Here is a 22,091-nt window from a genome sequence, read left to right as displayed (position 1 = left end):
CCGCCCGACCCCGGCGCTACCCCAGGTACCGTGACTCCACACACACCGCCCCGACCACCAACCCACGGGTTGGGGGGGGGGCCCCCCCCCGCCCCCCCCCCCCCCCCCCACCAGCGGCAGTGTCAGAGCTCAGCGCCTTCTGCCCGTGACCGCGCCCCAGATGGCCAGCACGAGCAGCGACCCGATAAGGGCCCACAGCCAGGTGGTCAGGGAGAAGAAGGACTCGTTGGTCTGGACGCCGAAGAGCTCGCCGCCGAGCCAACCGCCCAGGAGAGCCCCGAGCACCCCGATGACCAGTGTGATGAGCCAGCCGCCCTTGGCCTTGCCGGGCAGGATGGCGCGCGCGATGGCGCCCATGATCAAGCCGATGAGGATCCAGCCGAGAATTCCCACAGCGTTGTCCCTTCGATCGTGCGGCCCGCTTCGCCGATGATGCGGTCCGTCGGTGGCCGGACCCTATCGGGCGGCGCACGGTCCTGGCCAGGTTTAGCCTCTAGAGATATTTCGTCTCTTGAGAGATCGGCGGATCAGAGCTCGTAGGTGGCCACCAGCGGGGCATGGTCGCTCCAGCGCTCCGCGTAGGTGGGCGCGCGGTCGACCTCGATCTTGCGGCACGCACCCGCGAGCGCCTGGTTGGCGAGCTGGTAGTCGAGGCGCCAGCCGGAGTCGTTGTCGAACGCCGCGCCGCGCCACGACCACCACGTGTACGGGCCGGGTCCGTCGCCGGCGTGCACCCGCCCGAGGTCCGCCCAGCCGTGCTCGTCGAGCCAGCGGGTCACATAGGCGCGCTCCTCCGGTAGGAAGCCCGCACTCTTCAGGTTGCCCTTCCAGTTCTTGATGTCCACGTTCTGGTGGGCGATGTTGAGGTCGCCCGCGACCACTGCCGGGGCCTGCGCCGTCGAGAGCTCCGCCAGGCGGGCCGTGACCTTCTCCAGGTAGGCGTACTTGGCCACCATCGTGTGTTCCTGGCCCGGGTTCGTGGACCCGGAGTGCAGGTAGGCGGAGACGGCGGTGAACGTCCCGCCGTCGGGCAGCTCGATGTCCGCCTCGATCCAGCGGCCGGTGTCGCCGCCGGCCTCCACCTCGCCGTCCGGCCCGTAGGCGGCCAGGCCCGCACGCACCTCGCCGATCGGCAGCCGGGACGCGACGAGCACCCCGGCGCGCCCCTTGACCTCGCACTCGGTGTGCGCGACGTGCCAGCCGTCGAGCAGCTCGCGGGCCACCTTGTCGGGGGCGCGCACCTCCTGCAGCAGCAGCACGTCCGGCGTTCGGGTGGCGATCCAGGAATCCATGCCGCGGCGGACGGCGGCGCGGATCCCGTTGACATTGGCTGTAGCGACGATCAGAGGCACCCGGGAAGCCTAACTGGCGCCTCTGACATCGGCTGTCGCCCGGCTACGTCACGCCCCGTCGTGCGCCGCCTGCAGCGCGGCGACGTCGATCTTGCCCATCTTGAGCATCGCGTTCATCGTGGCGATCTCGCCAGGGGTCGAGTAGGTGCCCGACAGCTGCTCGAGCTCCTTGGGGATGACCTGCCACGAGACCCCGAACTTGTCCTTGCACCAGCCGCAGGCACCGGGCTCGCCACCGTCGGCGGTCAGGAGGTCCCAGTAGTGGTCGACCTCCTCCTGGCCCTCGACGGACAGGTAGAACGAGAACGCCTCGTTCAGCGTGACATGCGGGCCGGCGTTCAGCCCGGTCACGGGCAGCCCGCCCACCGTGAACTCCACGACGAAGTCGGTGCCCGCCTGGGCACCGGGTGCGTCGTCGGGCGCCTTCACGACGTTGTCCACCGACGAGCCGGGGATGTGCTCGGCGTAGAACGCGGCCGCCTCGCCGGCGTCGTTGTTCGCGAACCAGAGATGCGCTCGAACGGTAGCCATCGTGTCCTCCTGAGTCGGTGGGGACCGCCGTCGGCCCCGTCACCTGATTCGACCCCGCGCCCGCCGGAAACTCATCGGCCGTCGGGCCGCGGGTACGCCACGGGTGGTGTCAGCGCGTGAGCACCCCGGCGTGCGGCATCTCCCACGCCTCGGCCAGGCGCGACGGCCGGACCGCCGAGCCGTCGCCGAAGAACTCGCAGAACTTCATGATCAGCGGGTCCCAGCCCATCGGGTCCACGTACTGGGTCCCCGGGATGATCAGCTCCTCGGCGACGTGGCTGCGCAGCACGCGTACCTGGAAGACCGCCGCTCCGGCGCTCGGCGAGCCGAGGACGTTCTCCTGCACCAGTGCGCACTCGAGCTGCACCGGGCACTCGGCGACCCGGGGCGCCCGCACGATGTCCGACGCCTGCTCGGTGACGCCGGCCCGGGCGAACTTGTCCGGGACGTACTCGTACCCCATCGCCGCCTTGCGCGGCGACAGCTCGGGAGCCCCGGTGGTGAGCGCCAGCCGGTCCACGACTTCGACCATGCCGGACGGTACGAGGTTCAGCACGCACTCCTGCTCACGGTGCAGGTTCGCGGCCGTCCGGGCGGAGTCGCCGAGGCCCAGCACGCAGTGGTCGCCCAGCCACCAGGCGGACGACATCGGCGCGAGGTTCGCCGTCCCGTCCGGGTTCCGTGTCGAGATGAGCACCACCGGCGTGCCGAAGTACATGACCTTGAGATCGATGGTCTTGTGCATGCTCCCAAGCCTGACCGCACCCCGGCAGAGGGTCTGGCGGGAATCGGCCGTCGCTGCCTCGACGCCGGAACCGTTCACAACACGACCGATCGACGGCCAGCGCGGACTTCACCTGAGATCTGGGGACGCGATAGGGAGCAATCCTGAGCGTCCCGCCCCAGCCCTCGCCTCCGGCGAGGGCTGCTGTGCTTCTACTTGGCAGGCATCCAACGGCCGCCACTGACAACTCGCTCGAAATGATGATGCGAGCGCAGATGCCGATCTAACCATCATTAAGGCATAATAAATCCTGCACCTAAATTATGGTGGCCGCCCGGACGAGGCCTGGATCGGTTTCCTGTCCCGTCTCGCTCCCACCACGGTCCGGCAGGACCTCGACGCAGTCCTGCTGCTCCGCATGCTGGCCAGCCGCGGGTGGGTCGACGCCGAGCACGCCGCTCCGGTGCTTCAACGGGGCCTCGCACAGGCCGAGAGCGTTGTCGAGGATCTCGCCGACGTCGAGATCGCGGGCGCACCCATCGTCACACCAGTCCTTGGTGTGCCCGATGACGCAGCGCCCGCGTGGACATTCTCCAAGGCCGCGCGATCCGCGCTCGACGACGAACGACTCCGAGCCGACCGCACCCGCCGAGCAACCCCGCGGCCCGAGATCGCAATGGACTGGGCTCGCGCCCGCGGCCGCATCAGCTCGACCGAGCTCGCGAGCATCGTTGGCGCAGCACCGCCCAACGTCGGTCCGGTGCTGCGAAAGCTCGAGGACCAAGGCCAACTGGAACCGGGGAGGCAGGCACGCCGTGGACCCGGCTTCTTCTACCGACCCGCAGCAGACATAGGCCCGAACTGACTGTCGTTCAGCACAGCAGCTGCTGCCAGGAACCAGCCGATCTGGCAGCAGCTGCTGTGCTGAACGACAGTCGGCCGTCAGACGCCGAGCGTCCGCTCCGCCGAGTCCACCACGTTGGACAGGAGCATCGCGCGGGTCATCGGGCCGACGCCGCCCGGGTTGGGCGACACCCAGCCCGCGATCTCCGCGGCCTCGGGCGACACGTCGCCCACGACGCGCGACTTGCCCGTCTCCGGGTCGGTCTCGCGCGAGACGCCGACGTCGATCAGCACGGCGCCCGGCTTCACCATGTCGCCGGAGACGATGCCCTTGACGCCCGCGGCGGCCACGACGACGTCGGCCCGCCGCACGAGGGCGGCGAGATCCTGCGTGCCGGTGTGCGTCAGGGTGACCGTGGCGTTCACCGCGCGCCGCGTGAGCAGCAGGCCGATCGGGCGGCCGACGGTGACGCCGCGGCCCAGGACCACTATCTCCTTGCCCGCGAGCTTGATGCCGTGCCGCTCGACGAGCTCGATGATGCCGCGCGGAGTGCACGGCAGCGAGGAGGTGACCTCTTCGTTGACCCGCAGCACCAGGCGCCCCAGGTTGGTGGGGTGCAGGCCGTCGGCGTCCTTGTCGGGGTCGACGAGCTCGAGCACGCGGTTGGTGTCGATGCCCTTCGGCAGCGGCAGCTGCACGATGTACCCGGTGCAGGCCGGATCCTCGTTCAGCCGGCGCACCGCCGCCTCGATGTCCTCCTGCGTGGCGTCGGCCGGGAGGTCCTCCCGGATCGACGCGATGCCGACCTCGGCGCAGTCACGGTGCTTGCCCGCCACGTACCACTGCGACCCGGGGTCGTCGCCGACCAGCAGCGTGCCCAGCCCTGGCACGACGCCGCGCTCGCGCAGCGCGGTGACCCGCTCCTTCAGCTCGCCCTTGATGGCCGAGGCAACACTCTTCCCATCCAGAATCTGAGCGCTCATGCATACCTCCCTCGGTGAGTGCTGGATATTTGCGGCCTGAAACCGTCTCGATCAACAAATACCCAGCACTCAGCGGATTGTCAGAGACCCGGGTAGAGCGGGAACTTGGCCGTCAGGGTTGAGACGCGAGCCGAGAGGGCGTCCACGTCCGTGCCTGCGCCCTGCTTGAGGGCCGTCGCGATGATGTCGGCGACCTCCGTGAACTCGGCGTCGTCGAACCCGCGCGTGGCGAGCGCCGGCGTGCCGATCCGCAGGCCCGAGGTGACGCGCGGAGGCCGCGGGTCGAACGGGACGGCGTTGCGGTTCACGGTGATCCCGGCGTCGTGCAGGAGGTCCTCCGCCTGCTGACCGTCGAGCTGGGAGCTGCGCAGGTCGACGAGCACCAGGTGCACGTCGGTGCCGCCGGTCAGCACGGAGGCACCGGCCGCCGCGACGTCGGGCTGCGAGAGGCGCTCGGCGATGATCGAGGCACCCCGCAGCGTGCGCTCCTGGCGGTCCTTGAACGACTCGGTCGCCGCGACCTTGAACGAGACCGCCTTGGCGGCGATCACGTGCATGAGCGGGCCGCCCTGCTGGCCCGGGAACACCGCGGAGTCGATCTTCTTGGCGTACTCCTGCTTCGACAGGATGAAGCCGGAGCGCGGCCCGCCGATCGTCTTGTGCACCGTCGAGGAGACGACGTCGGCGTGCGGCACGGGCGACGGGTGCAGGTCCGCCGCGACGAGCCCGGCGAAGTGCGCCATGTCTACCCACAGCTTGGCGCCCACCTCGTCGGCGATCTCACGGAACGCCGCGAAGTCGAGGTGCCGCGGGTAGGCGGACCAGCCAGCGATGATCACGTCGGGCCGGTGCTCGAGGGCCTTCTTGCGGACCTCGTCCATCTCGATGCGGTAGGACTCCGGGTCGACGCCGTAGGCGCCGACGTCGTACAGCTTGCCGCTGAAGTTGATCTTCATGCCGTGCGTGAGGTGGCCGCCGTGGGCCAGCTCGAGGCCGAGGATCTTGTCGCCGGCGTTGATCAGGGCGTGCAGCACTGCCGCGTTGGCCTGGGCGCCGGAGTGGGGCTGGACGTTGGCGTGCTCGGCGCCGAACAGGTCCTTGGCGCGGGTGATCGCGAGGTTCTCCGCGATGTCCACCTGCTCGCAGCCGCCGTAGTACCGGCGGCCGGGGTAGCCCTCGGCGTACTTGTTCGTCAGGACCGAGCCCTGGGCCTCCAGGACTGCACGCGGCACGAAGTTCTCGGACGCGATCATCTCGAGAGTGTCGCGCTGGCGGGCCAGCTCTCCGTCCAGGACGGCGGCGATCTCGGGGTCGAGCTCCGCGAGCGGGGTGGAGAGCGGGTCGGGAGTCGATGCGCTCATAAGCTCCTCGATTCATGCGGGACGGGGATTGTCGGACGGCGGTGGAAAGCACACGCGCCGCGACACGACTGCCCGGGCGCACACCTTCACGAGGTGACCCGGGGCCCAGGCGAACGACCCCTCGTCGGCATGACTCGTCGCTCCCCGGTGGTGATCCACCTGACGCCAGTCGCGACCCGAAGATCGTAGCAGCGGCGCGTACGAACCCGTGCTCGACGACCACCCGGCGATCCCGTCCTCGACCATGCGGGGCGAAAAGCCCGGTATTGCAACGAAAGTACCTGAGACCCTTTCGCGATTCAGCCGGACGTGGCTATGGTGCGGCCCATGCCATACCCCGTGTCACCGGACGCTGGTGTTCCGGAACACCAGCGTGATCAGCGCCGCCCGAACAGCCAGTGGACCGGCGGTCAGCCGCCGTCCGGCCCGTTCGCCGCGAGCCGGCCCCCGTCGGGCCAGTTCCCTGCCCGCCCCGGTGCGGGCCAGGATCCGGAGCCTGGCTGGCCGGCCACGGGCCCTGTGCCGACCGGCGACGGCGGCAGCGACGGCCGCCGCAGGAAGAGCGGCGGGCGGGACCGGATCTGGTCGGTCGTCGCGTTCCTCGTCGCCGCGGCCGTCATCGGCGCTGTCGGCTTCTACTTCTTCGGCCCCGACCCCGCCGAGGCGCCCACCGCGACCTGGGCGGTCGACTCGTGTGCCGGACCGGACCCGGCGGTGGAGAGCACCGAGGGCGAGACGGACACCTACCGTGCGCTGCCCTGCGACGACCCGGGTGCGACCGTCACGGTCCTCGACATCCAGGACGTCGTGTCGGTGGGCCAGCTGCACTGCCCGGAGGGCACGGACCTCGCCTTCCAGAAGGACGGCCATGCCGGCGGGGAGACCCAGGCGGTCTGTGCCCGCAACCTGTCCGACGACCACCCGGGTGATCCGGGGATGGGTGGCGGGCAGCTCATGGCCGGCGACTGCGTGGACAAGGACGGCGCCGAGGTGGCGTGCTCGTCCGACGGCGCGCGTCCGGTCACCGGCCTGACGGTCGGGGGCGTCGAGTGCCCCGAGGGCAGCAAGGACGAGCTCCGGCTCGGCTTCGACGCGCAGCGCAGCTACGAGACGATCTGCCTCGGCGCCTGAGCCGCCTGACCTGCACCGTCATCTGACGCTCATCCCGGCGAAACCGGTAGTCACCGGACATTGGCTAGATTCGCTGTATGGCACGTCTGCAGCAGACCGTCTTCGAGCGCAACGTCCCGGCCCGCGCCGTCGTCGACCACGCCCTGGCTGGGACGCACCACGCGGTGTTCTGGCTGGACGACCTGGGTGAGCGCGCGGGCTACCCGGCGCTGTCGGCGCCGGTCCGGGCCGACCTCGCGGTGGTCGGCGGCGGGTACACCGGCCTGTGGTCCGCGCTCCGCGCGAAGCAGCGTCACCCCGTGGCGCGGGTCGTGCTGGTCGAGGCCCGCTCGGTGGGGTGGGCGGCGTCGGGCCGGAACGGTGGGTTCTGCGCGGCGAACCTCACGCACGGCCCCAAGAGCGGACGCCCGCCCGACGTCCCGGACCGCCTGGACGGACCCGACGAGCACGACCTCCTGACCCGGCTCGGCCACGAGAACCTCGCGGCCATCGGAGCGGCGGTGGACACCCTTGGTCTGGACTGCCAGTGGGAACGCACCGGCCTGGTGGATCTCGCGATCGAGCCGCACCAGATCGACTGGCTGCTCGACGCCGCCGCGCGCGCCGCCCGCACCGGCGCTCCGCACACCTTCCTCGACCGGGCGAAGATGCGCGCCGAGGTGGCGAGCCCCACCTACGAGGCCGGTCTCATCCGGCCCGACGACGCCGCGCTGGCGCACCCCGCGCGGCTGGCCGCGGAGCTGGCGCGGGCCGCGAGCGAGCTCGGCGTGGAGATCTTCGAGCAGACCCGGGTAACCGGGCTCGCCCTGCCGCGAAGTGGCGCGCACGACGTCGTGCTGCGCACCCTCTCGCCCAGCGGTGAGGCGAGCGTGCAGGCGGACCGCGTGCTGCTCGGGACCAGCTCGTTCCCGCCTCTGCTACGGCGCTACCGTCACCACACGGTGCCCGTCTACGCGTCGGCGATCGCCACGGAGCCGCTGCCCGCGGACCTGCTGGGCGCCATCGGCTGGCGCGGCAGGCAGGGCCTCACCGACCTGGCGAACCGGTCCCACCGCTACCGGCTCACGGCCGACGACCGGATCGTCTTCGGCGGCCACGACGCCGTCTACCACTACGGCGGACGCATGAGCAGGACGTACGAGGACCGGCCCGCGACGTTCCGGCGGCTCACCGAGCACCTCCTGACCACGTTCCCGCAGCTCGAGGGCATCCGGCTCACGCACAGGTGGGCGGGCACCGTCGACACGGCCACCCGGTCCGGCGCGTACTTCGCCCAGGCCGCGGGCGGTCGCGTCCAGCACACCGGAGGGCTGGCAGGGCTCGGCGTCGGCGCCGGCCACTTCGCCGCTCAGGTGATGCTCGACCGGCTCGACGTCATGGACGGCGCCCCCGACACCGAACGCACGAGGCTCCGGACGGTGCGGCGGATGCCCGCGCCGTTCCCGCCCGAGCCGGTGGCGGCCGCCGGGATCCGGGCGACGCGGCTGGCCCTGGACCGGGCAGACCACCAGAACGGACGACGTAACCTGCTGCTCAGGTCGCTCGACACGCTTGGCCTGGGGCTCGATACCTGATTGGCTGCTCGGACTGTCCGACGTCGAAGGAGCACACAGTGGCAACGCCCCCGGTCCCCGAGAACATCGCGAAGATCCTCGCCCAGCCGAACCCCGCCGTCATGGCGACCGTCCGGCCCGACGGCGCGCCCGTCTCCGTGGCCACCTGGTACCTGTACGAGGACGGCAGGGTGCTGCTCAATCTCGACGCCACCCGCAAGCGCCTGGAGCACCTGCGCGCGGACCCGCGCGTCTCCCTCACGGTGCTCGACGGCGACACCTGGTACCGGCACATCAGCATCCAGGGCCGCGTGACCATCACGCCCGACGAGACCCTGGCCGGCATCGACCGGCTCGCGACGCACTACACGGGCAGCCCGTACCCGAACCGCGAGAACCCGCGGGTCGACGCGTGGTTGGAGATCGAGTCCTACCACGCCTGGGGTTACTGACCTCAGCTGTCCTGGGGCACCTGCTGCGCACCCGCGGCACCCAGCACGCGCCGCAGGTAGGTGTACGTCAGGTCGCCCGCGGCCTTGTCGTACTGCTCCTCGTAACCGTGCTTCGTGTACATCGCGAGGTTCTGCTTCGAGTCCTTGCCGGTGAAGACCCAGATCTCCTTGGTCTGCTCCGGCAGGTACGGGAGCACGGCGAAGAGCATCTCGGTGCCGATACCGCGGGCCTGCTTGTCCGGCGCGACGGCGAGCCGGCCGAGCGTCGCCTTCTCGCCCTCGATCTCGACGCGTACCGAGCCGATCATCCGGTGGCCCTCCCACGCGCCGATGGTCACGACGTCGTCGCGGGCCAGGTCGTCCCGCAGCTCGGCGAGCGTCTGGGTCAGGGGCGGGATGTGCGGGTCGTCGTACAGCTGGGCCTCGGTCACGAACGCGGCGCGCCGCAACGTGAGGAGCTCGCCCGCGTGGTCGTCCTCGACCAGCGCGATCGTCGTGGTGGAGTTGCTCATGGGTCCATGGTTGCAGAGTTGGCGCGCCCGGGTCGACGGTGTTCGCGGTGCAGACGGTCGTGTCGGTGGCCCGGAGTAGGTTCGGGGCATGGGAGACGAGGGAACTCACCAGCCGGCCGAGCCAGGCCCACGGATCGACGTGCGACCTGCCGTCGGGCGGTACGACGACTTCTACGAGGTGGTGGGAGTCAAGAAGCCCGGCGGCAAGGGCTGCTGGTGCATGGCGTACCGGGACAGCAGGGTGCCCGCTGAGGAGCGCCCCGGCTACATGCGGGACCTCTGCGCCACCGAGCCCGGCCCGGGCGTCCTGGTGTATGTGGACGACGTCGTGGCGGGCTGGTGCTCGATAGCGCCCCGGTCCACCTATCGCCGGCTCATGAACACCCGCACCATCCCGTTCGTCGATGACCGTGACGCCTGGGTGGCGGTGTGCTTCGTGGTCCGCGCGGGGTACCGCAAGCGCGGCCTCATGCGCCACCTCCTCGCCGGGGCCGTGGAGCACGCCCGGGCGCACGGCGCCGAGGTGGTCGAGGGCTACCCGGCCGACGTCGGCCCGGACCGCGTCGACGTGATCAGCGGCTACGTCGGGACCGTGCGGATGTTCGAGGAGGCGGGCTTCGAACGCGCGGCGGAGACGAGCGGCGTCAGCGGGGGCCGACGGCGCTGGGTGATGCGCAAGGAGCTCGTCGTGGACGGCGGAGCCGCCTCGTCCGTGGCGGGTTAGCCTGACCGCGTGAACGACGCGACCGCAGCCACCCACTGGATCCTCACCCTGTCCTGCCCGGACCAGCCGGGAATCGTGCACGCGGTGGCGGGAATGCTCGCCGAGCACGGCGGCAACATCACCGAGTCGCAGCAGTTCGGCGACCCGACGTCGGGCCTGTTCTTCATGCGCGTGCAGGTCGAGTCGACGGCGTCCCGCGACGAGCTCAGCACCGCGATGACGCAGGTGGCCGGCCGGTTCGCGATGACATGGACGCTCGACGTCGTCGGCAGGCGGATCCGCACGCTGATCATGGTGTCCAAGGCCGCGCACTGCCTCGTCGACCTGCTGTTCCGCGAGCGCTCGCAGCGCATGCCGATCGACGTCGTGGGCGTGGTGGGCAACCACCGCGACCTCGAGGACATCGCCACGTTCTACGGCAAGCCGTTCCACCACGTCCCGGTCACCAAGGACACGAAGCCCGAGGCCGAGGCCACTTTGCGCGGCCTGGTCAAGGAGCTGGACGTCGAGGTGGTCGTGCTGGCCCGCTACATGCAGATCCTGTCGGACGAGCTGTGCCGCGACCTGAGCGGGCAGGTCATCAACATCCACCACTCGTTCCTGCCGTCGTTCAAGGGTGCCGGTCCGTACCGGCAGGCGCACGACCGCGGCGTCAAGATCATCGGCGCCACGTCCCACTACGTGACCGGCGACCTCGACGAGGGCCCGATCATCGAGCAGGACGTCGAGCGCGTCGACCACTCCCGCACGGTCGAGGACCTGGTCGGCATCGGCGAGGACGTCGAGCGGCGCACGCTCGCCCGCGCCGTCCGCTGGCACGCGGAGCGCCGGGTGCTGATGGACGGACGCCGCACGGTCGTCTTCCGCTGAGGACGCGGGAGCACTGCTCCGGCGGAAGATCGAGCGGGCCCTCGACGTTGCGGTGGTGTGAAGATCGGCGAAGCCTCAAGGGTCACCGGCGCGAGTGCTAGATCGTTGCGGTTCTACGAGGACGAGGGCCTGATCGTCCCCGGCCGGTGCAGCAACGGCTACCGGGACTACTGCCGGGTTACGGTCGACCGGGTGATCGCCGTCCGCTCGTTGCTGGAGTCCGGGCTGCCCGTGCGGATGATCCGGGAGCTGCTGCCCGAGCCGGCCGACGGCCGCGAAGCCACCGCCGACGAGCTGCGCTCCGAGTTCCTGGACGAGGTGCAGGCGTACCGCGACCGGCTCGCCGCGCGGATCACGGTCCTCGATACCCAGAGGTCCGCCCTGGACGCCTTCCTGAACGAGGCCGGACGCGCCCGTCGATGACCGCGGCGGGCTTGACGTTGACGCAAGCGTGAGGGTTCTACGTTCCCCACATGGACGCGATCACCCAGCACGAGAACACAGCAGACACGATGCGAGCGCTGGTCCAGCAGTCCCACCACGGTCCGGACGACCTGGTCCTTACCAGCCGCCGCCGTCCGGCGCCGGGGCCTGGCGACTACCTCGTCCGGGTCGGCGCTGCCGGGGTCAACTTCGCCGACGTCATGCAGTCCCGGGGGACCTACGGAGGCGGGCCGACGCCGCCCTACGTGGCGGGCTTCGAAGCCGCCGGCGAGATCGTCGGCGTCGGCCCGGAGGTCGAGGAGCCGTACCCGGTCGGCACCCGCGTCGTCGGGACGGGGCCGGGTGCGTTCGCGGAGTACATGGTGATGCCGCACCAAGGCGTGCTGCCCGTGCCGTCGGGCTGGAGCGACGCCGCAGCGCTCGGCATGGTCCTGAACTGGGCGACAGCGCTGGCGGCCCTGCGGCCTCTCGGTGCGGTCAGGGCGGGCGAGACGGTACTCGTCCACGCCGCGGCCGGCGGCGTCGGCCAGGCCGCCGTCCGCCTCGCCCGGCATTACGGCGCGCGCGTCGTCGCCACGGCGTCGCCCGCCAAGCACGACGCCGTCAGGGCGCTCGGCGCCGACGAGGTGCTCGACAGCACGCGGCCCGATCTGGCGGAAGCGCTCGCCCATCTCACCGGCGGCGTCGACCTGGTCCTCGAGTCCGTCGGGCGGGACACGTTCGAGACCAGCCTGGCGGTCACCAAGAGGTTCACCGGACGAGTGGTGGTGTTCGGTGACGCCTCCGGGAGCGCCACCCTGACCACGCACGACCTCGTCTTCAGCCACCCGGTACAGGTCAAGGGTCTGCACATCGGCGCGCTGGCCTCCGCTGCCCCAGCCCTGTACCGGTCGCTCGTGATGGAGCTCGAGACGCTCATCGACGACGGCGTCTACCCGCCGGGTACGCCGGAGAGCCACCCGCTGGGCGAGGGGCCCGCAGTGCTCCGAGAGCTGGAGCTGCGCGCGAGCAGCGGCAAGCACGCGCTCGACCCGCGGCGGTAGAGGGCGCGCCGATGACGCGCGCGCCGCAGCCCAGCGATTGGGCCCGAACTCACGCCGAGTTCGGACCTAATCACTGGGCTGGGCGAGGAGCCCGGGCTGGTCGGCGCGCTCGGGCTGCGCGAGCGCAGGATCGCGCCGTCAGCCCTTGACCGCGCCCGCCAGCGCAAATGCCGACCCGGAGATCCTCGTGACCAGCACGTACAGCCCCAGCACCGGCGCCGCGTAGAGCAGCGAGTACGCCGCGAGCTGTCCGTACGCGACCGACCCGTACTGCCCGAAGAACGCGAAGATGCTCACGGCCGCCGGCTGCTTCTCCGGGGAGAGCAGCAGCACGAACGGGACGAAGAAGTTCCCCCACGCCTGCACGAACACGAAGATGAACACGACCGCGATGCCCGGCCGCATGAGCGGGAGCACGACGCGCCGGAGCGCCTGCATCGCCGACGCGCCCTCGGTCCAGGCCGCCTCTTCCAGCGAGATCGGCACGGAGTCCATGAAGTTCTTCGTCATCCAGATCGCCATGGGCAGCGAGGTCGCCGCCATGAAGAAGATGGTGCCCGGCAGGGAGTCCAGCAGGTTGAGCTGCACGAACAGCGCGTACACCGGGACCATGATCGCCGTGATCGGCAGGCACGTCCCGAACAGCACCGAGTACAGGAAGTACTTGCCGAACCGCATGCGGTAGCGCGACAACGGGTAGGCCGCGAGCACCGCCACGACCACCGTGATGGCCCCGGAGCCCGCGGACAGCACGAACGCGTTCCACAACGGCAGCCACGTCAGCTCCGGCGTCAGGATCGCGGAGAAGTTGGCGGTCGTCACGGCGTCGGGCAGGCCGAAGGAGAGCGTCGCCTCCGCGTCGAACGACGCGACGAGCACCCAGGCCATCGGGAGCACGAACAGCAGCGCGATCACGAGCAGCACCAGGTTCGCCGCCACCTTGGTCGGCTTGACGCGTGGTCCCGCCAGCCGGCCGACCGTCCCGCTACGCCTCGTTTTTACGACGGGCGCTGTCGTCTGGCCGGCCATCAGTCCACCTCCGGTCGGAGCGCGCGGATGTAGATCACGGAGAAGACCGCGCCCACGATGATCATCACCGTCGCGATGGCCGTGCCGTAGCCGACCTGCGCGAACTTGAACGCCTCCTGGTACGCCAGGATCGGCAGCGTCGAGCTGTCGGTGCCCGGGCCGCCGCCGGTCATCACGTAGATCAGCGTGAACACGGAGAGGGTCTGCAGCGTCGTGAGCATGAGGTTGGTCGAGATGCTGCGCCGGATGACGGGCAGCGTGACCCACGCCAGCCGCTGCAGCCCGTTCGCGCCGTCGAGCTGCGCGGCCTCGGTGAGCTCCGGCGGCACCTCGGCGAGCGCCGCCGAGTAGACCATCATCGAGAAGGCGGTGCCGCGCCAGATGTTCGCGATGATCACGGCGAGCATCGGGGTGGAGTAGAGCCAGTCCGGCCCGGTGATCCCGATGCCGCCGAGCATGGCGTTGAGCGTGCCCTCGGAGTGGAAGAACGCGTACGCGGCGAACGCGGCGACGATCTCGGGCAGCACCCAGGCGGCGACCACCACCGTCGAGGCGATGGACCGCACGGGCTTGACCGCCGAGCGCAGCAGCCCGGCGAGCATGATGCCCATCACGTTCTGCCCCACGACCGCGGAGAGGAACACGAACACGACGGTGAGCCACAGCGACTTCGGGAAGTCCGGGTCGCCGAACAGGGCGGTGTAGTTGTCGAGCCCTATCCACTCCGGGTTCAGGGCGGCGGGTCCGGTGAGCGCGGCGTCCGTGAACGAGCCGTAGAACGACCAGATCACGGGGCCCAGCATGAAGAGCGCAAGAAGGACGACGGCGGGCGCGAGTGGAATCACCCGCGCCGCGCCGCGAGACGTGACGGCCACAGGTCAGCCCTGGGTCGTGTTCTCTTCGCCGACGATGCCGGTGACGGCCTCGTCGTAGACCGCAGCGGCCTCCTCAGGCGTCTGCTGCCCGGTCATCACGGACTCCATCGCGACCATGATCTCGTTGGAGACCTTCGGGTAGTCCGAGGTGGCGGGCCGGAAGTGGGTGACGTCGACGAGACCCGTGAAGAACTCGGTGGTCGGGTTGGTCTTCGTGTACTCGGGGTCCTCCGCGACGTCGGTCCGCACGGCGATCTGGCTGTTCGCGACGTCGAACCAGAGGGAGTTCTCGCGGTTCAGGGCCATCGAGATGAACTCGAAGGCGGCGTCGGGGTTGCTGGAACCGGACCCCATGGCGAGGGTCCAGCCGCCGGACATGCTCACGGCTCCGGGCGCTGCGCCGTCCTGGGTAGGCATGGGCGCGGCGCCCATCTTCTCGGACCACTCGGGCCAGGGCGCGTTACCGGACTCGAGCCAGGTGCCGGCGACCCACGAGCCGTCCAGCGAGATGCCGACCTTGCCCTCGGGCAGCCACTCGGCCTGGACCGTGTTGGCGATGTTGGTGTCGAGCGCCTGCTGCGGCGTGGGCGCGAGCCCTTCGGTGAACACGGTGGTGACGAAGCCAAGGGCGTCGACGAAGCCCTGCGAGCCGAGCACCCACTTGCCGTCCTCGTAGAGGGTGTCGCCCGTCCCGTACAGCAGCATCTCGAAGCCCTGCATCACCGCGGCCTCGCCCTGGGGCTTGCCGGAGTACATGTTGAACGGCACGACGTCGGGGTCGGACTCCTTGATGGCCCGGGCCGCCTCCAGCAGCTCGTCCCAGGACTTCGGGGCCCAGTCCTCGGGCAGGCCCGCCTTCGCGAGCACGTCCTTGTTGAACCAGAGGCCGCGGGTGTCGGTACCCATGGAGACGCCGTAGGTCTTGCCGTCGTCGCCCGCGCCGGCCTCCTTGGCGCCGTCGACGAACTGGTCCCACTCGTCCCACTCGGCGAGATAGTCGTCCAGCGGCGCCAGGTACCCGGCCTCGACGTCGGACTTGATCATGTACGTGTCCTCGTACATGACGTCGGGCGCGGTGCTGGGCGACCGGTTCATCAGCGCGAGCTTCGTGAAGTAGTCGTTCTGCTGCGCCTCGATGGGCACGAGCTCGACGGTGACGTCCGGGTTCGCCTTCTCGAAGTCGGCCTTGACGTCCTTGAACAGCTCGTCCGCCTGCGTGAAGTTGCCGAACTTCTGGTAGGCGACCTTGATCGTGCCGTCGTCGGAGCCGCCTCCGCCCGAGCCGCAGGCACCGAGCGAGAGGGCGAGTGCCACTGCCGTGACGGGTGCGATGAGGAATCGTGCCGTGCGCATGAAGCTCCCTTGCGTCGTGCGAAGTCCGGCAGCGCTGCCGGACCATCTGAGGCACACGATTCACCCCTGACGGGTCAGAGTCAAGGGTTGGCTGTCAGCGCTGTCAGCCGGACCCCTCTGCGACGACCGCAGACTTGGCCTGTCTCCACACCGACGACTGCAGACTTGGTTGCGGTGACAGAGCCTGTAGCCGCAACCAAGTCCGCAGACGACAAATCACGCGGGTGACAAGTGCAGTCGGAGGTCAGCCGCGGGGGTCAGTCAGGACCGCGACCGTCCTCGCGGGCACTGTGACGGTCCCGTCGGCCGCGTTCCACTCGGCCTCCCGTACGACGGCGTCCGCACCGCGCGCCTGCACCCGCGAGAGGGCGTAGTCGCGGCCCGCGAGCTCGGGCACCTCCACGGTGGCCGACGTCGGCGACGCGTTGAACACCACGAGCACGCCGTCCAGCCGCCGGTCGACGTCGGACCCGCCCGCGCGGTCGTCTATCGACATCGTGATCACGCCAGGGACGGCGTCCGGGCCCGAACCGGGGAACGTCACCTTCTGCCGGATCAGCTCGGCCGAACCCAGTCGGAACAGGTCCGTCGAGTGCCGCAGCTCCAGCAGCTCGCTCGCCTGCGCCGAGGCGAACGCGATGTCGTCAGGGGTGGGCTTGAGCGCTGGGTCGGCCAGGAGCGGGCCCTGGAGCGGCCACTTGTCCTCGTTGTCGGCCGCCATCGGCAGGCCGCGCCCGAACCCGTTGTCCCGCCCCGACCAGTCGATGGCGTTGAACCAGTCCCCGGAGTCGTACGAGTTGCGGTCCAGCGACTTCGAGCGGAGCAGGTCGGTGCCCGCGTGCCAGAACGACGGCGACTGCGACAGCGCGGCGGTCGCGAGCGACACGGTGTTCATGCGCACCCGGTCGGTCATCGGGGTGTCCGCCGGCAGCTTGAGCGTGAGCAGGTCGAACAGCGTCTCGTTGTCGTGCGCGTCGACGTAGGTGACGACCTCCTCGGGCGAGTCCGCGTACCCCGCCGGCGAGCCCCGGTAGTCCAGCTCGTCACCCCTGACCCGCTCCCCCGATGAGGTCGTGACCTCGTAGGACCGCAGGTTGCCGGCCAGCCCGAGCTTCACGAGGTCGCTCTGGTGCGCCAGGTCGGCCGCCTCGTCGGCTCCGCCGTCGTTGACGGTCGACGGGTCGTCGAGCCGCGCGTCCCTGCCGTTCGGGTCGGTGAACAGCCCCGTCCCGAAGCCCTGCGTGAACAGGGAGGCGCCGTCGACCGGGGAGCCGCCGTGGACGGCGTCGCGCAGGCGGTCGCTGAACGTGCCGATGCCCGTGCCGCCGAGCTGGCCCTGCGTGGCCTGCTCGAACCGCGCGTTGTCCGCGACCTCGCCGAAGTTCCAGCCCTCGCCGTACAGGTACACGCTCTTGCCGTCCACACCGTCGCGTCGCAGGGTGAGCTCGTCCAGCGCCGCCCGGACCGCTTCCATGTTCGCCGTGGAGTGGTGTCCCATGAGGTCGAACCGGAAGCCGTCCACGCGGTAGTCGCGGGCCCAGGTGACCACCGAGTCCACCATCAGCTTCTGGGCCATGGCGTGCTCCGTGGCGACGTTCTGGCAGCAGGTGCTGGTCTCTACCGCGCCGCTGACCGGGTTCTGCCGGTGGTAGTAGCCAGGGACCACGCGGTCCAGCACCGACTTCGGGTCCTGGCCCGACGCCGCCGTGTGGTTGAACACCTGGTCGAGCACCACCTGGAGACCCGCCCGGTGCAGGTTGCCGACCATCGAGCGGAACTCGGCGACGCGCTTGCCGCCCTCGGCCTCGACGGCGTAGGAGCCCTCCGGCGCCATGAAGTGGTACGGGTCGTAGCCCCAGTTGAAGCCGTCCTGCCCCTGGACCTCCGCGACGGCGGCCTGCTGCTCCTCGCTGTCGGGCGCGAAGCCGGACAGGTCGCCGGTCGTGGCCTGGGCCGCACGGTCCTCGGGGATCGAGGCGATGTCGAACGTGGGCAGCAGGTGCACGGTGGTCAGACCGGCGTCGGCCAGCGAGCGCAGGTGGGTCATGCCGTCCGAGCGGCTCGCGCCGAATGCGCCGTAGGTGCCGCGCAGACGTTCGGGCACGGTCTCGTCAGTGATCGAGAAGTCGCGCACGTGCAGCTCGTAGATCGTCTGGTCCACCGGGTTCTCGACGACCGGCGCGGGCGTGGTGCGCCAGACCTTGGGCCGCCAGTCCGCCACGTCGAGGTCCACCGCCACCGAGTGCGTCGAGTCGAGCGTGAGGCCCACCGAGTAGGGGTCGGTCACGACGTTGGTCTCGACCTGGCCGGTGCTCGGCACGTACACCTCGACGGCGTACCGGTACCGAGCCCCCTGCCAGCCCGTTCGCTTGTCGAGGCCGCGCCCGCCGTCGAACGTCCAGGCGCCGTCATCCTGCCGCTTCATCTCGACGATGCGCGGCTCGGCGTCGAGCGACGTGCCCGCGGGCCAGGCCTGCAGGCGCACCGCCCGCGCAGTCGGCGCCCACAGGCCGAACGACGCCTTGCTGCCCCGCCACGTCACCCCGAGCGCGCGGTCGGTGGCGAACAGGTCGTCCAGCACGCCGGGGATCTGCACGCCGGTGGCGGCGGTGAGCGTCTCGCCGTCGTGCCGGGTCACCTTGAGCGCTCCGCGCAGGGCCGACGTCGCCGCGGCCCGGTCCATGCCCTCGACCTCCAGGGCGAGGTGCTCGGCCAGGTGTGGGAAGTCCTCGGCGACGTCCGCGGGCAGCTCGCCCGGGTGCAGCGCGTACGACGTCGGGTCCCCCGGATCGCCGGTCTCGAGGGCCCAGCGGTCGCCGGCGCCGAAGTCCTCGGTCGGCACCAGGACCAGGTCCTCGCGCACCCAGTGCGCGGCCTGCTGCCCCTCCCCCGGCGTTCCCGGTGTGCCGACCTGCACGGTCGGCACCTTGGTCTCCGGGTCCCAGGTGAACGTCACCGGGCCGCCGCCCGTGGAGTACGAGATGTTGGCGCCGTCGCGGACGCCGTCCGCCCCGTAGTTCTCGGCCCAGGAGCCGTTCAGCGCGACCTTGAACTCGTACGAGCCGGCGGGCAGCTCGAACGTGCCGGTGTAGGTGCCGTCGTCGGCGAGGGTGAGGCGCGCGGCCTCGCAGTCCGGGGTCCAGTCGCCGGCGCAGCCCATCTCGCTGTTGTGCGAGCCGGCGACGGTGACCATGTCGATGTCGGGGTCGGTGCCGTCGTCCACCACGCCGCTCACGTCGACGCCGACCGACGCGTACGAGCTGGCCGCGGCGCGGTCGCCATCGGCGTCCTGGGTCACCGTGCGGTACTCGATGAGGCTGCCGTCCGGCAGGGCGTCGCCGCCCGCGCCCACGTCGTGGAACACGCGCGGCGTCGTGTCCTCGGCGGTGCCGAGGTGGTGCCACTCGTCCGTGCCGACCGCGCGCCAGGCGAAGGAGGTCTCGGCCCAGGCGTCGTCGATGCCTGCGGCGACCGGGGCGACGCCGGACACCGCGGCACCAGCCCGGGCGCTGACGCCCGGGACCACTGTGACTGTTCCCGCCGTGTCGGCGTCCACTGTGCGATCGGCGACCAGGACGATCGTGGAGCGCGCCGGGACGGCCAACGTCACCGCGCCGTCGGCGTCGGCCGTGACCGGCGTGCTGGTGCCGTACAGCGGGGCGAACGTCGCACCCGGCGTGAGGGCGTCGAACGTGACCGTGCGCTCGGCGGCCGCGTTGTTGGCGGCGACCAGGTGCTCGACCAGCTCGTCGCGGTGCACGCGGGAGAACGCGTAGACGCCTGCGCCATCGGCGGCGAAGCGCTCGCTCTGGGCGCCCGTGGCGAGCGCGGGGTGGTCCTCCCGCAGGTCGGCGAGGGCCGCTATGTGCTCGTAGAGCGGTGCGTCGGTGCCGTAGCGGTCGACGCTCCCGGCCTGCCCACCCGTGACCAGGGGCTGGTTCGCGTACTCGTCGACCTGCGTGGCGAAGAGCGTCTGCCGGGCGTCCTTGTCACCGCCGGTGCCCGCGAAGCCCTGCTCGTCGCCGTAGTAGACGACCGGCTGGCCGCGCGTGAGGTACATCAGCTCGTGGGCCAGCTCGTCGCGTGCCAGCGGGTCGTCGGAGCCGGCCAGCATGTAGCCGACGCGGCCCATGTCGTGGTTGCCGAGGAACGTCGGCAGCGCGGCGGGGCTGCTGTGCGGCGTGGTGTACAGGTCGTCGGAGGCGTACAGGTCCGCGAGCCGCTGTGCGCTGTTACCGCTCGCGTAGCTCGTGGCGGCGGACTGGAAGGAGAAGTCGAGCACGGAGCTCATGTCCGTGCGGCGCACGTACGGGGAGGTCTTGGCGGCGTCGGCGTCGTACACCTCGCCGAACGTGAAGAACTCGTCCTGGCCCTGGGCGTGCGCGTACTCCTCGATCTCGGCCGACCACTCCTCCCAGAACTCGAAGTTCACGTGCTTGACGGTATCGATGCGGAACCCGTCGATGCCGAGGTCGATCCACGCCTTGTAGATCTCCTCGAAGCCGTCGACGACGTCTCCGTGCTCGGTCATGAGGTCGTCCAGACCACTGAAGTCGCCGTAGGTGACGGACTCGCCGGCCCACGTCGAGTTGCCCCGGTTGTGGTAGAGCGTCGGGTCGTTGAGCCAGGCGGGGACCTTCACGTCCTGGTCGGCCGGGTCGATCACCGGCGTGTACGGGAAGCTCGTGGCGGCGTCGAGCTCGGGGAAGCTGCCCGTCCCCGCGTGGTCGGCCGGGTCGAACGGGTTGCCGGCGGCGTCCGTGTACGGGGCGGTGGCCTGGTCCACGTAGTCGTAGGTGCCCTCGGCGTAGTCGACGACGTCGGCCGTGTGGTTGGTGATGATGTCGAAGTAGACCTTCAGGCCGCGCGCGTGGGCGTCGTCGATCAGCGCCTCGAGCTCGGCGTTGGTGCCCAGGTGCGGGTCGATGCGCGTGAAGTCGGTGATCCAGTAGCCGTGGTACCCGGCGCTCACGTCGTCGCCCTCGCCTTGTACGGGGCGGTTGAGGAAGCTCGGGGTGAGCCAGATCGCCGTCGTGCCCAGGTCCTCTATGTAGTCGAGGTTCTGGCGCAGGCCCGCGAGGTCGCCGCCCTGGTAGAAGCCCTTATCGGCCGGGTCGAAGCCGGTGGTGAGCCGGTCGCCCGTCAGACCGCCCTCGTCGTTGGCCGGGTCGCCGTTGGCGAACCGGTCGGTCATCACGAAGTAGAAGCGCTCGTCGCTGCCCGGCTGCCGGACGGGCTCGCGCACGAGGGCGCCGTCCTGCTCCGTGTACTCGCCCGCGAGGGTGAGCGGGGCCAGGGCGGTGCGGTGGGTGGCGTCGTCGTAGGTGACGCGGAGCGTCGCGGGGCCTTCGAGGTGGAGCGGGATGTTGTCCTGGCCGCCGTCGCGGCCGTAGGACTCGTCCCACGCGTCGTCCATCGCGACCTTGTACTCGTAGGTTCCGGCCGGAACCTCGAACTCAGCGACGAACGTGCCGTCGCCCTGGGCGACCAGCTCGGTCGCGGCGCACGCGGGATCCCAGTCGGCGGCGCAGCCGAGCTCGTCCTGGAGGCTGCCCACGAGGGCGGCCGTACGGTCCGCCGCCTCGGTCGCGGTGATCGCGACGGGTACGACCGTGCCGGTCACCGCCGATGCCGAGGCGGCGAGCCCGACCGATGCCGCGAGGGCTGTCGCGACGGCGGCCGCGCCGAGCTGTGTGAGGCGCGGGCGCGCGGTGCGAGACATGGATGACCCCTTCGTCGTCCGGAACCAGGATGTGTGGTCCGAGCGCGACTGTAACGCTTGCAGAACTTTGCAGCAAGGATCCATGCATAGTGGTTTTGGTGGCCGGACTTTCGACCGCGGGCGTCAGAGCGGCAGCTTGAAGCCCTCGTGGGACTGCTCGTAACCGAGGCTCCGGTAGAACCGGTGCGCCTCGGACCGCTGCTTGTCCGACGTCAGCTGGGCCAGCGCGCAGCCGCGGGCCCGGCCGCGCTCGTGGGCGTGCTCCATGAGAAGCCGGCCGATGCCCTGGCCGCGCAGCTCGCTGCTCACGCGGACCGCCTCGACCAGCAGCCGGGAGGCGCCGTTGCGCGAGATCCCCGGGATGAACGTCAGCTGCATGACGCCGATCACCTCGCCGTCGGCCTCCACGACCACCAGCTCGTTGTCCGGGCTCGCGGTGACGGCTTCGAAGCCCTTGATGTGCAGCTCGCCGTAGCTGCCGGTGCGGGCGGCAGCCACGGCGTCGTCGGCGATGAGCTCGACGATGCGTTCGAGGTCGTCGCGCTCGGCCTCACGAAAGTTCAGGTCCACGGCGCCACCCTAAGCACA

At 70.6% G+C, this 22,091-nt stretch carries 20 protein-coding genes and 1 riboswitch; of the genes, 8 read left to right on the top strand and 12 right to left on the bottom strand.

Annotated elements, in window-relative coordinates; all coding sequences use genetic code 11:
* Positions 1–129: 129 nt before the first annotated feature.
* The 4 genes from AB0F70_RS25160 to AB0F70_RS25145 form a co-directional block, all read right to left on the bottom strand.
* Entirely contained in the window at positions 130–393 is a 264-nt protein-coding gene (locus tag AB0F70_RS25160) for a GlsB/YeaQ/YmgE family stress response membrane protein (protein WP_357455197.1), read from the bottom strand.
* 134 nt (positions 394–527) lie between these two features.
* A complete protein-coding gene (locus tag AB0F70_RS25155; RefSeq protein ID WP_357455194.1) occupies positions 528–1,352 on the bottom strand; it encodes an exodeoxyribonuclease III in 825 nt (274 codons plus the stop codon).
* 48 nt (positions 1,353–1,400) lie between these two features.
* The gene (locus AB0F70_RS25150; protein WP_357455191.1) at positions 1,401–1,883 is read right to left on the bottom strand and encodes a VOC family protein; all 483 of its coding nucleotides are present in this window, start codon (positions 1,881–1,883) and stop codon (positions 1,401–1,403) included.
* 109 nt (positions 1,884–1,992) lie between these two features.
* Complete coding sequence (locus AB0F70_RS25145) at positions 1,993–2,628, bottom strand: flavin reductase family protein (protein ID WP_357455188.1); 636 nt, start codon at positions 2,626–2,628, stop codon at positions 1,993–1,995.
* Positions 2,629–3,025: 397 nt separating this feature from the next.
* Between AB0F70_RS25145 and AB0F70_RS25140 the strand changes: the two genes are divergently transcribed.
* Positions 3,026–3,472 (top strand): hypothetical protein, encoded by a 447-nt coding sequence (locus AB0F70_RS25140; RefSeq protein WP_357455185.1) that lies wholly within the window; start codon positions 3,026–3,028, stop codon positions 3,470–3,472.
* A 77-nt stretch (positions 3,473–3,549) separates the two neighbouring features.
* On the opposite strand, the gene AB0F70_RS25135 is transcribed toward AB0F70_RS25140, so the two are convergent.
* Together AB0F70_RS25135 and glyA are read right to left on the bottom strand one after the other, a co-directional pair.
* The gene (locus tag AB0F70_RS25135) at positions 3,550–4,434 is read right to left on the bottom strand and encodes a bifunctional methylenetetrahydrofolate dehydrogenase/methenyltetrahydrofolate cyclohydrolase (RefSeq protein WP_357455182.1); all 885 of its coding nucleotides are present in this window, start codon (positions 4,432–4,434) and stop codon (positions 3,550–3,552) included.
* A gap of 80 nt (positions 4,435–4,514) precedes the next feature.
* A complete protein-coding gene (gene glyA, locus AB0F70_RS25130; RefSeq protein ID WP_357455179.1) occupies positions 4,515–5,795 on the bottom strand; it encodes a serine hydroxymethyltransferase in 1,281 nt (426 codons plus the stop codon).
* Positions 5,796–5,891: 96 nt separating this feature from the next.
* Positions 5,892–5,978, bottom strand: a riboswitch (ZMP/ZTP riboswitch).
* Positions 5,979–6,122: 144 nt separating this feature from the next.
* Between glyA and AB0F70_RS25125 the strand changes: the two genes are divergently transcribed.
* From AB0F70_RS25125 to AB0F70_RS25115, 3 genes are all read left to right on the top strand, one after another.
* Positions 6,123–6,926, top strand: coding sequence for a hypothetical protein (locus AB0F70_RS25125; RefSeq protein WP_357455176.1), 804 nt, complete (start codon positions 6,123–6,125; stop codon positions 6,924–6,926).
* Between the two features lie 77 nt (positions 6,927–7,003).
* Complete coding sequence (locus AB0F70_RS25120; protein ID WP_357455173.1) at positions 7,004–8,500, top strand: FAD-dependent oxidoreductase; 1,497 nt, start codon at positions 7,004–7,006, stop codon at positions 8,498–8,500.
* Between the two features lie 38 nt (positions 8,501–8,538).
* Complete coding sequence (locus AB0F70_RS25115; protein ID WP_357455170.1) at positions 8,539–8,931, top strand: PPOX class F420-dependent oxidoreductase; 393 nt, start codon at positions 8,539–8,541, stop codon at positions 8,929–8,931.
* A 2-nt stretch (positions 8,932–8,933) separates the two neighbouring features.
* Here AB0F70_RS25115 and AB0F70_RS25110 read toward each other — a convergent pair whose 3' ends face one another.
* Positions 8,934–9,443 carry a GNAT family N-acetyltransferase gene (locus AB0F70_RS25110; protein WP_357455167.1) on the bottom strand — a complete coding sequence of 170 codons (510 nt, stop codon included), beginning with the start codon at positions 9,441–9,443 and terminating at the stop codon, positions 8,934–8,936.
* A gap of 88 nt (positions 9,444–9,531) precedes the next feature.
* On the opposite strand from AB0F70_RS25110, the gene AB0F70_RS25105 reads away from it, so the two are divergent.
* Genes AB0F70_RS25105 through AB0F70_RS25090 form a run of 4 tightly spaced genes read left to right on the top strand, consistent with a single transcriptional unit; the run spans position 9,532 to position 12,524 of the window.
* Positions 9,532–10,167, top strand: a complete 636-nt coding sequence (locus tag AB0F70_RS25105; protein ID WP_357455164.1) for a GNAT family N-acetyltransferase — start codon at positions 9,532–9,534, stop codon at positions 10,165–10,167.
* A 9-nt stretch (positions 10,168–10,176) separates the two neighbouring features.
* Positions 10,177–11,037, top strand: a complete 861-nt coding sequence (gene purU, locus AB0F70_RS25100; protein ID WP_357455161.1) for a formyltetrahydrofolate deformylase — start codon at positions 10,177–10,179, stop codon at positions 11,035–11,037.
* A 57-nt stretch (positions 11,038–11,094) separates the two neighbouring features.
* The gene (locus tag AB0F70_RS25095; protein ID WP_357455158.1) at positions 11,095–11,460 is read left to right on the top strand and encodes a MerR family transcriptional regulator; all 366 of its coding nucleotides are present in this window, start codon (positions 11,095–11,097) and stop codon (positions 11,458–11,460) included.
* A gap of 50 nt (positions 11,461–11,510) precedes the next feature.
* A complete protein-coding gene (locus tag AB0F70_RS25090) occupies positions 11,511–12,524 on the top strand; it encodes an NADPH:quinone oxidoreductase family protein (RefSeq protein WP_357455155.1) in 1,014 nt (337 codons plus the stop codon).
* Between the two features lie 138 nt (positions 12,525–12,662).
* Here AB0F70_RS25090 and AB0F70_RS25085 read toward each other — a convergent pair whose 3' ends face one another.
* The 5 genes from AB0F70_RS25085 to AB0F70_RS25065 all read right to left on the bottom strand — a co-directional run bounded on the left by AB0F70_RS25085 (position 12,663) and on the right by AB0F70_RS25065 (position 22,073).
* Positions 12,663–13,553: a carbohydrate ABC transporter permease gene (locus tag AB0F70_RS25085; protein WP_357455152.1), complete on the bottom strand. Its 891-nt coding sequence runs from the start codon at positions 13,551–13,553 to the stop codon at positions 12,663–12,665.
* Positions 13,553–14,428, bottom strand: a complete 876-nt coding sequence (locus AB0F70_RS25080) for a sugar ABC transporter permease (protein WP_357455149.1) — start codon at positions 14,426–14,428, stop codon at positions 13,553–13,555. Before AB0F70_RS25080 ends, AB0F70_RS25085 begins: the two co-directional genes overlap by 1 nt.
* Before the next feature lie 3 nt (positions 14,429–14,431).
* Entirely contained in the window at positions 14,432–15,781 is a 1,350-nt protein-coding gene (locus AB0F70_RS25075; RefSeq protein ID WP_357455146.1) for an extracellular solute-binding protein, read from the bottom strand.
* A gap of 244 nt (positions 15,782–16,025) precedes the next feature.
* The gene (gene pulA / locus AB0F70_RS25070; protein ID WP_357455143.1) at positions 16,026–21,503 is read right to left on the bottom strand and encodes a pullulanase-type alpha-1,6-glucosidase; all 5,478 of its coding nucleotides are present in this window, start codon (positions 21,501–21,503) and stop codon (positions 16,026–16,028) included.
* A 123-nt stretch (positions 21,504–21,626) separates the two neighbouring features.
* Positions 21,627–22,073, bottom strand: a complete 447-nt coding sequence (locus AB0F70_RS25065; protein ID WP_357455140.1) for a GNAT family N-acetyltransferase — start codon at positions 22,071–22,073, stop codon at positions 21,627–21,629.
* Positions 22,074–22,091: the final 18 nt, after the last annotated feature.

It is taken from the genome of Promicromonospora sp. NPDC023805 (assembly GCF_040639635.1).
In the GTDB taxonomy this organism is placed as follows: Bacteria; Actinomycetota; Actinomycetes; order Actinomycetales; family Cellulomonadaceae; genus Promicromonospora.
The sequence above is the reverse complement of the archived record's forward strand: the minus strand, read 5'-3'. Positions and strand labels throughout refer to the sequence as shown.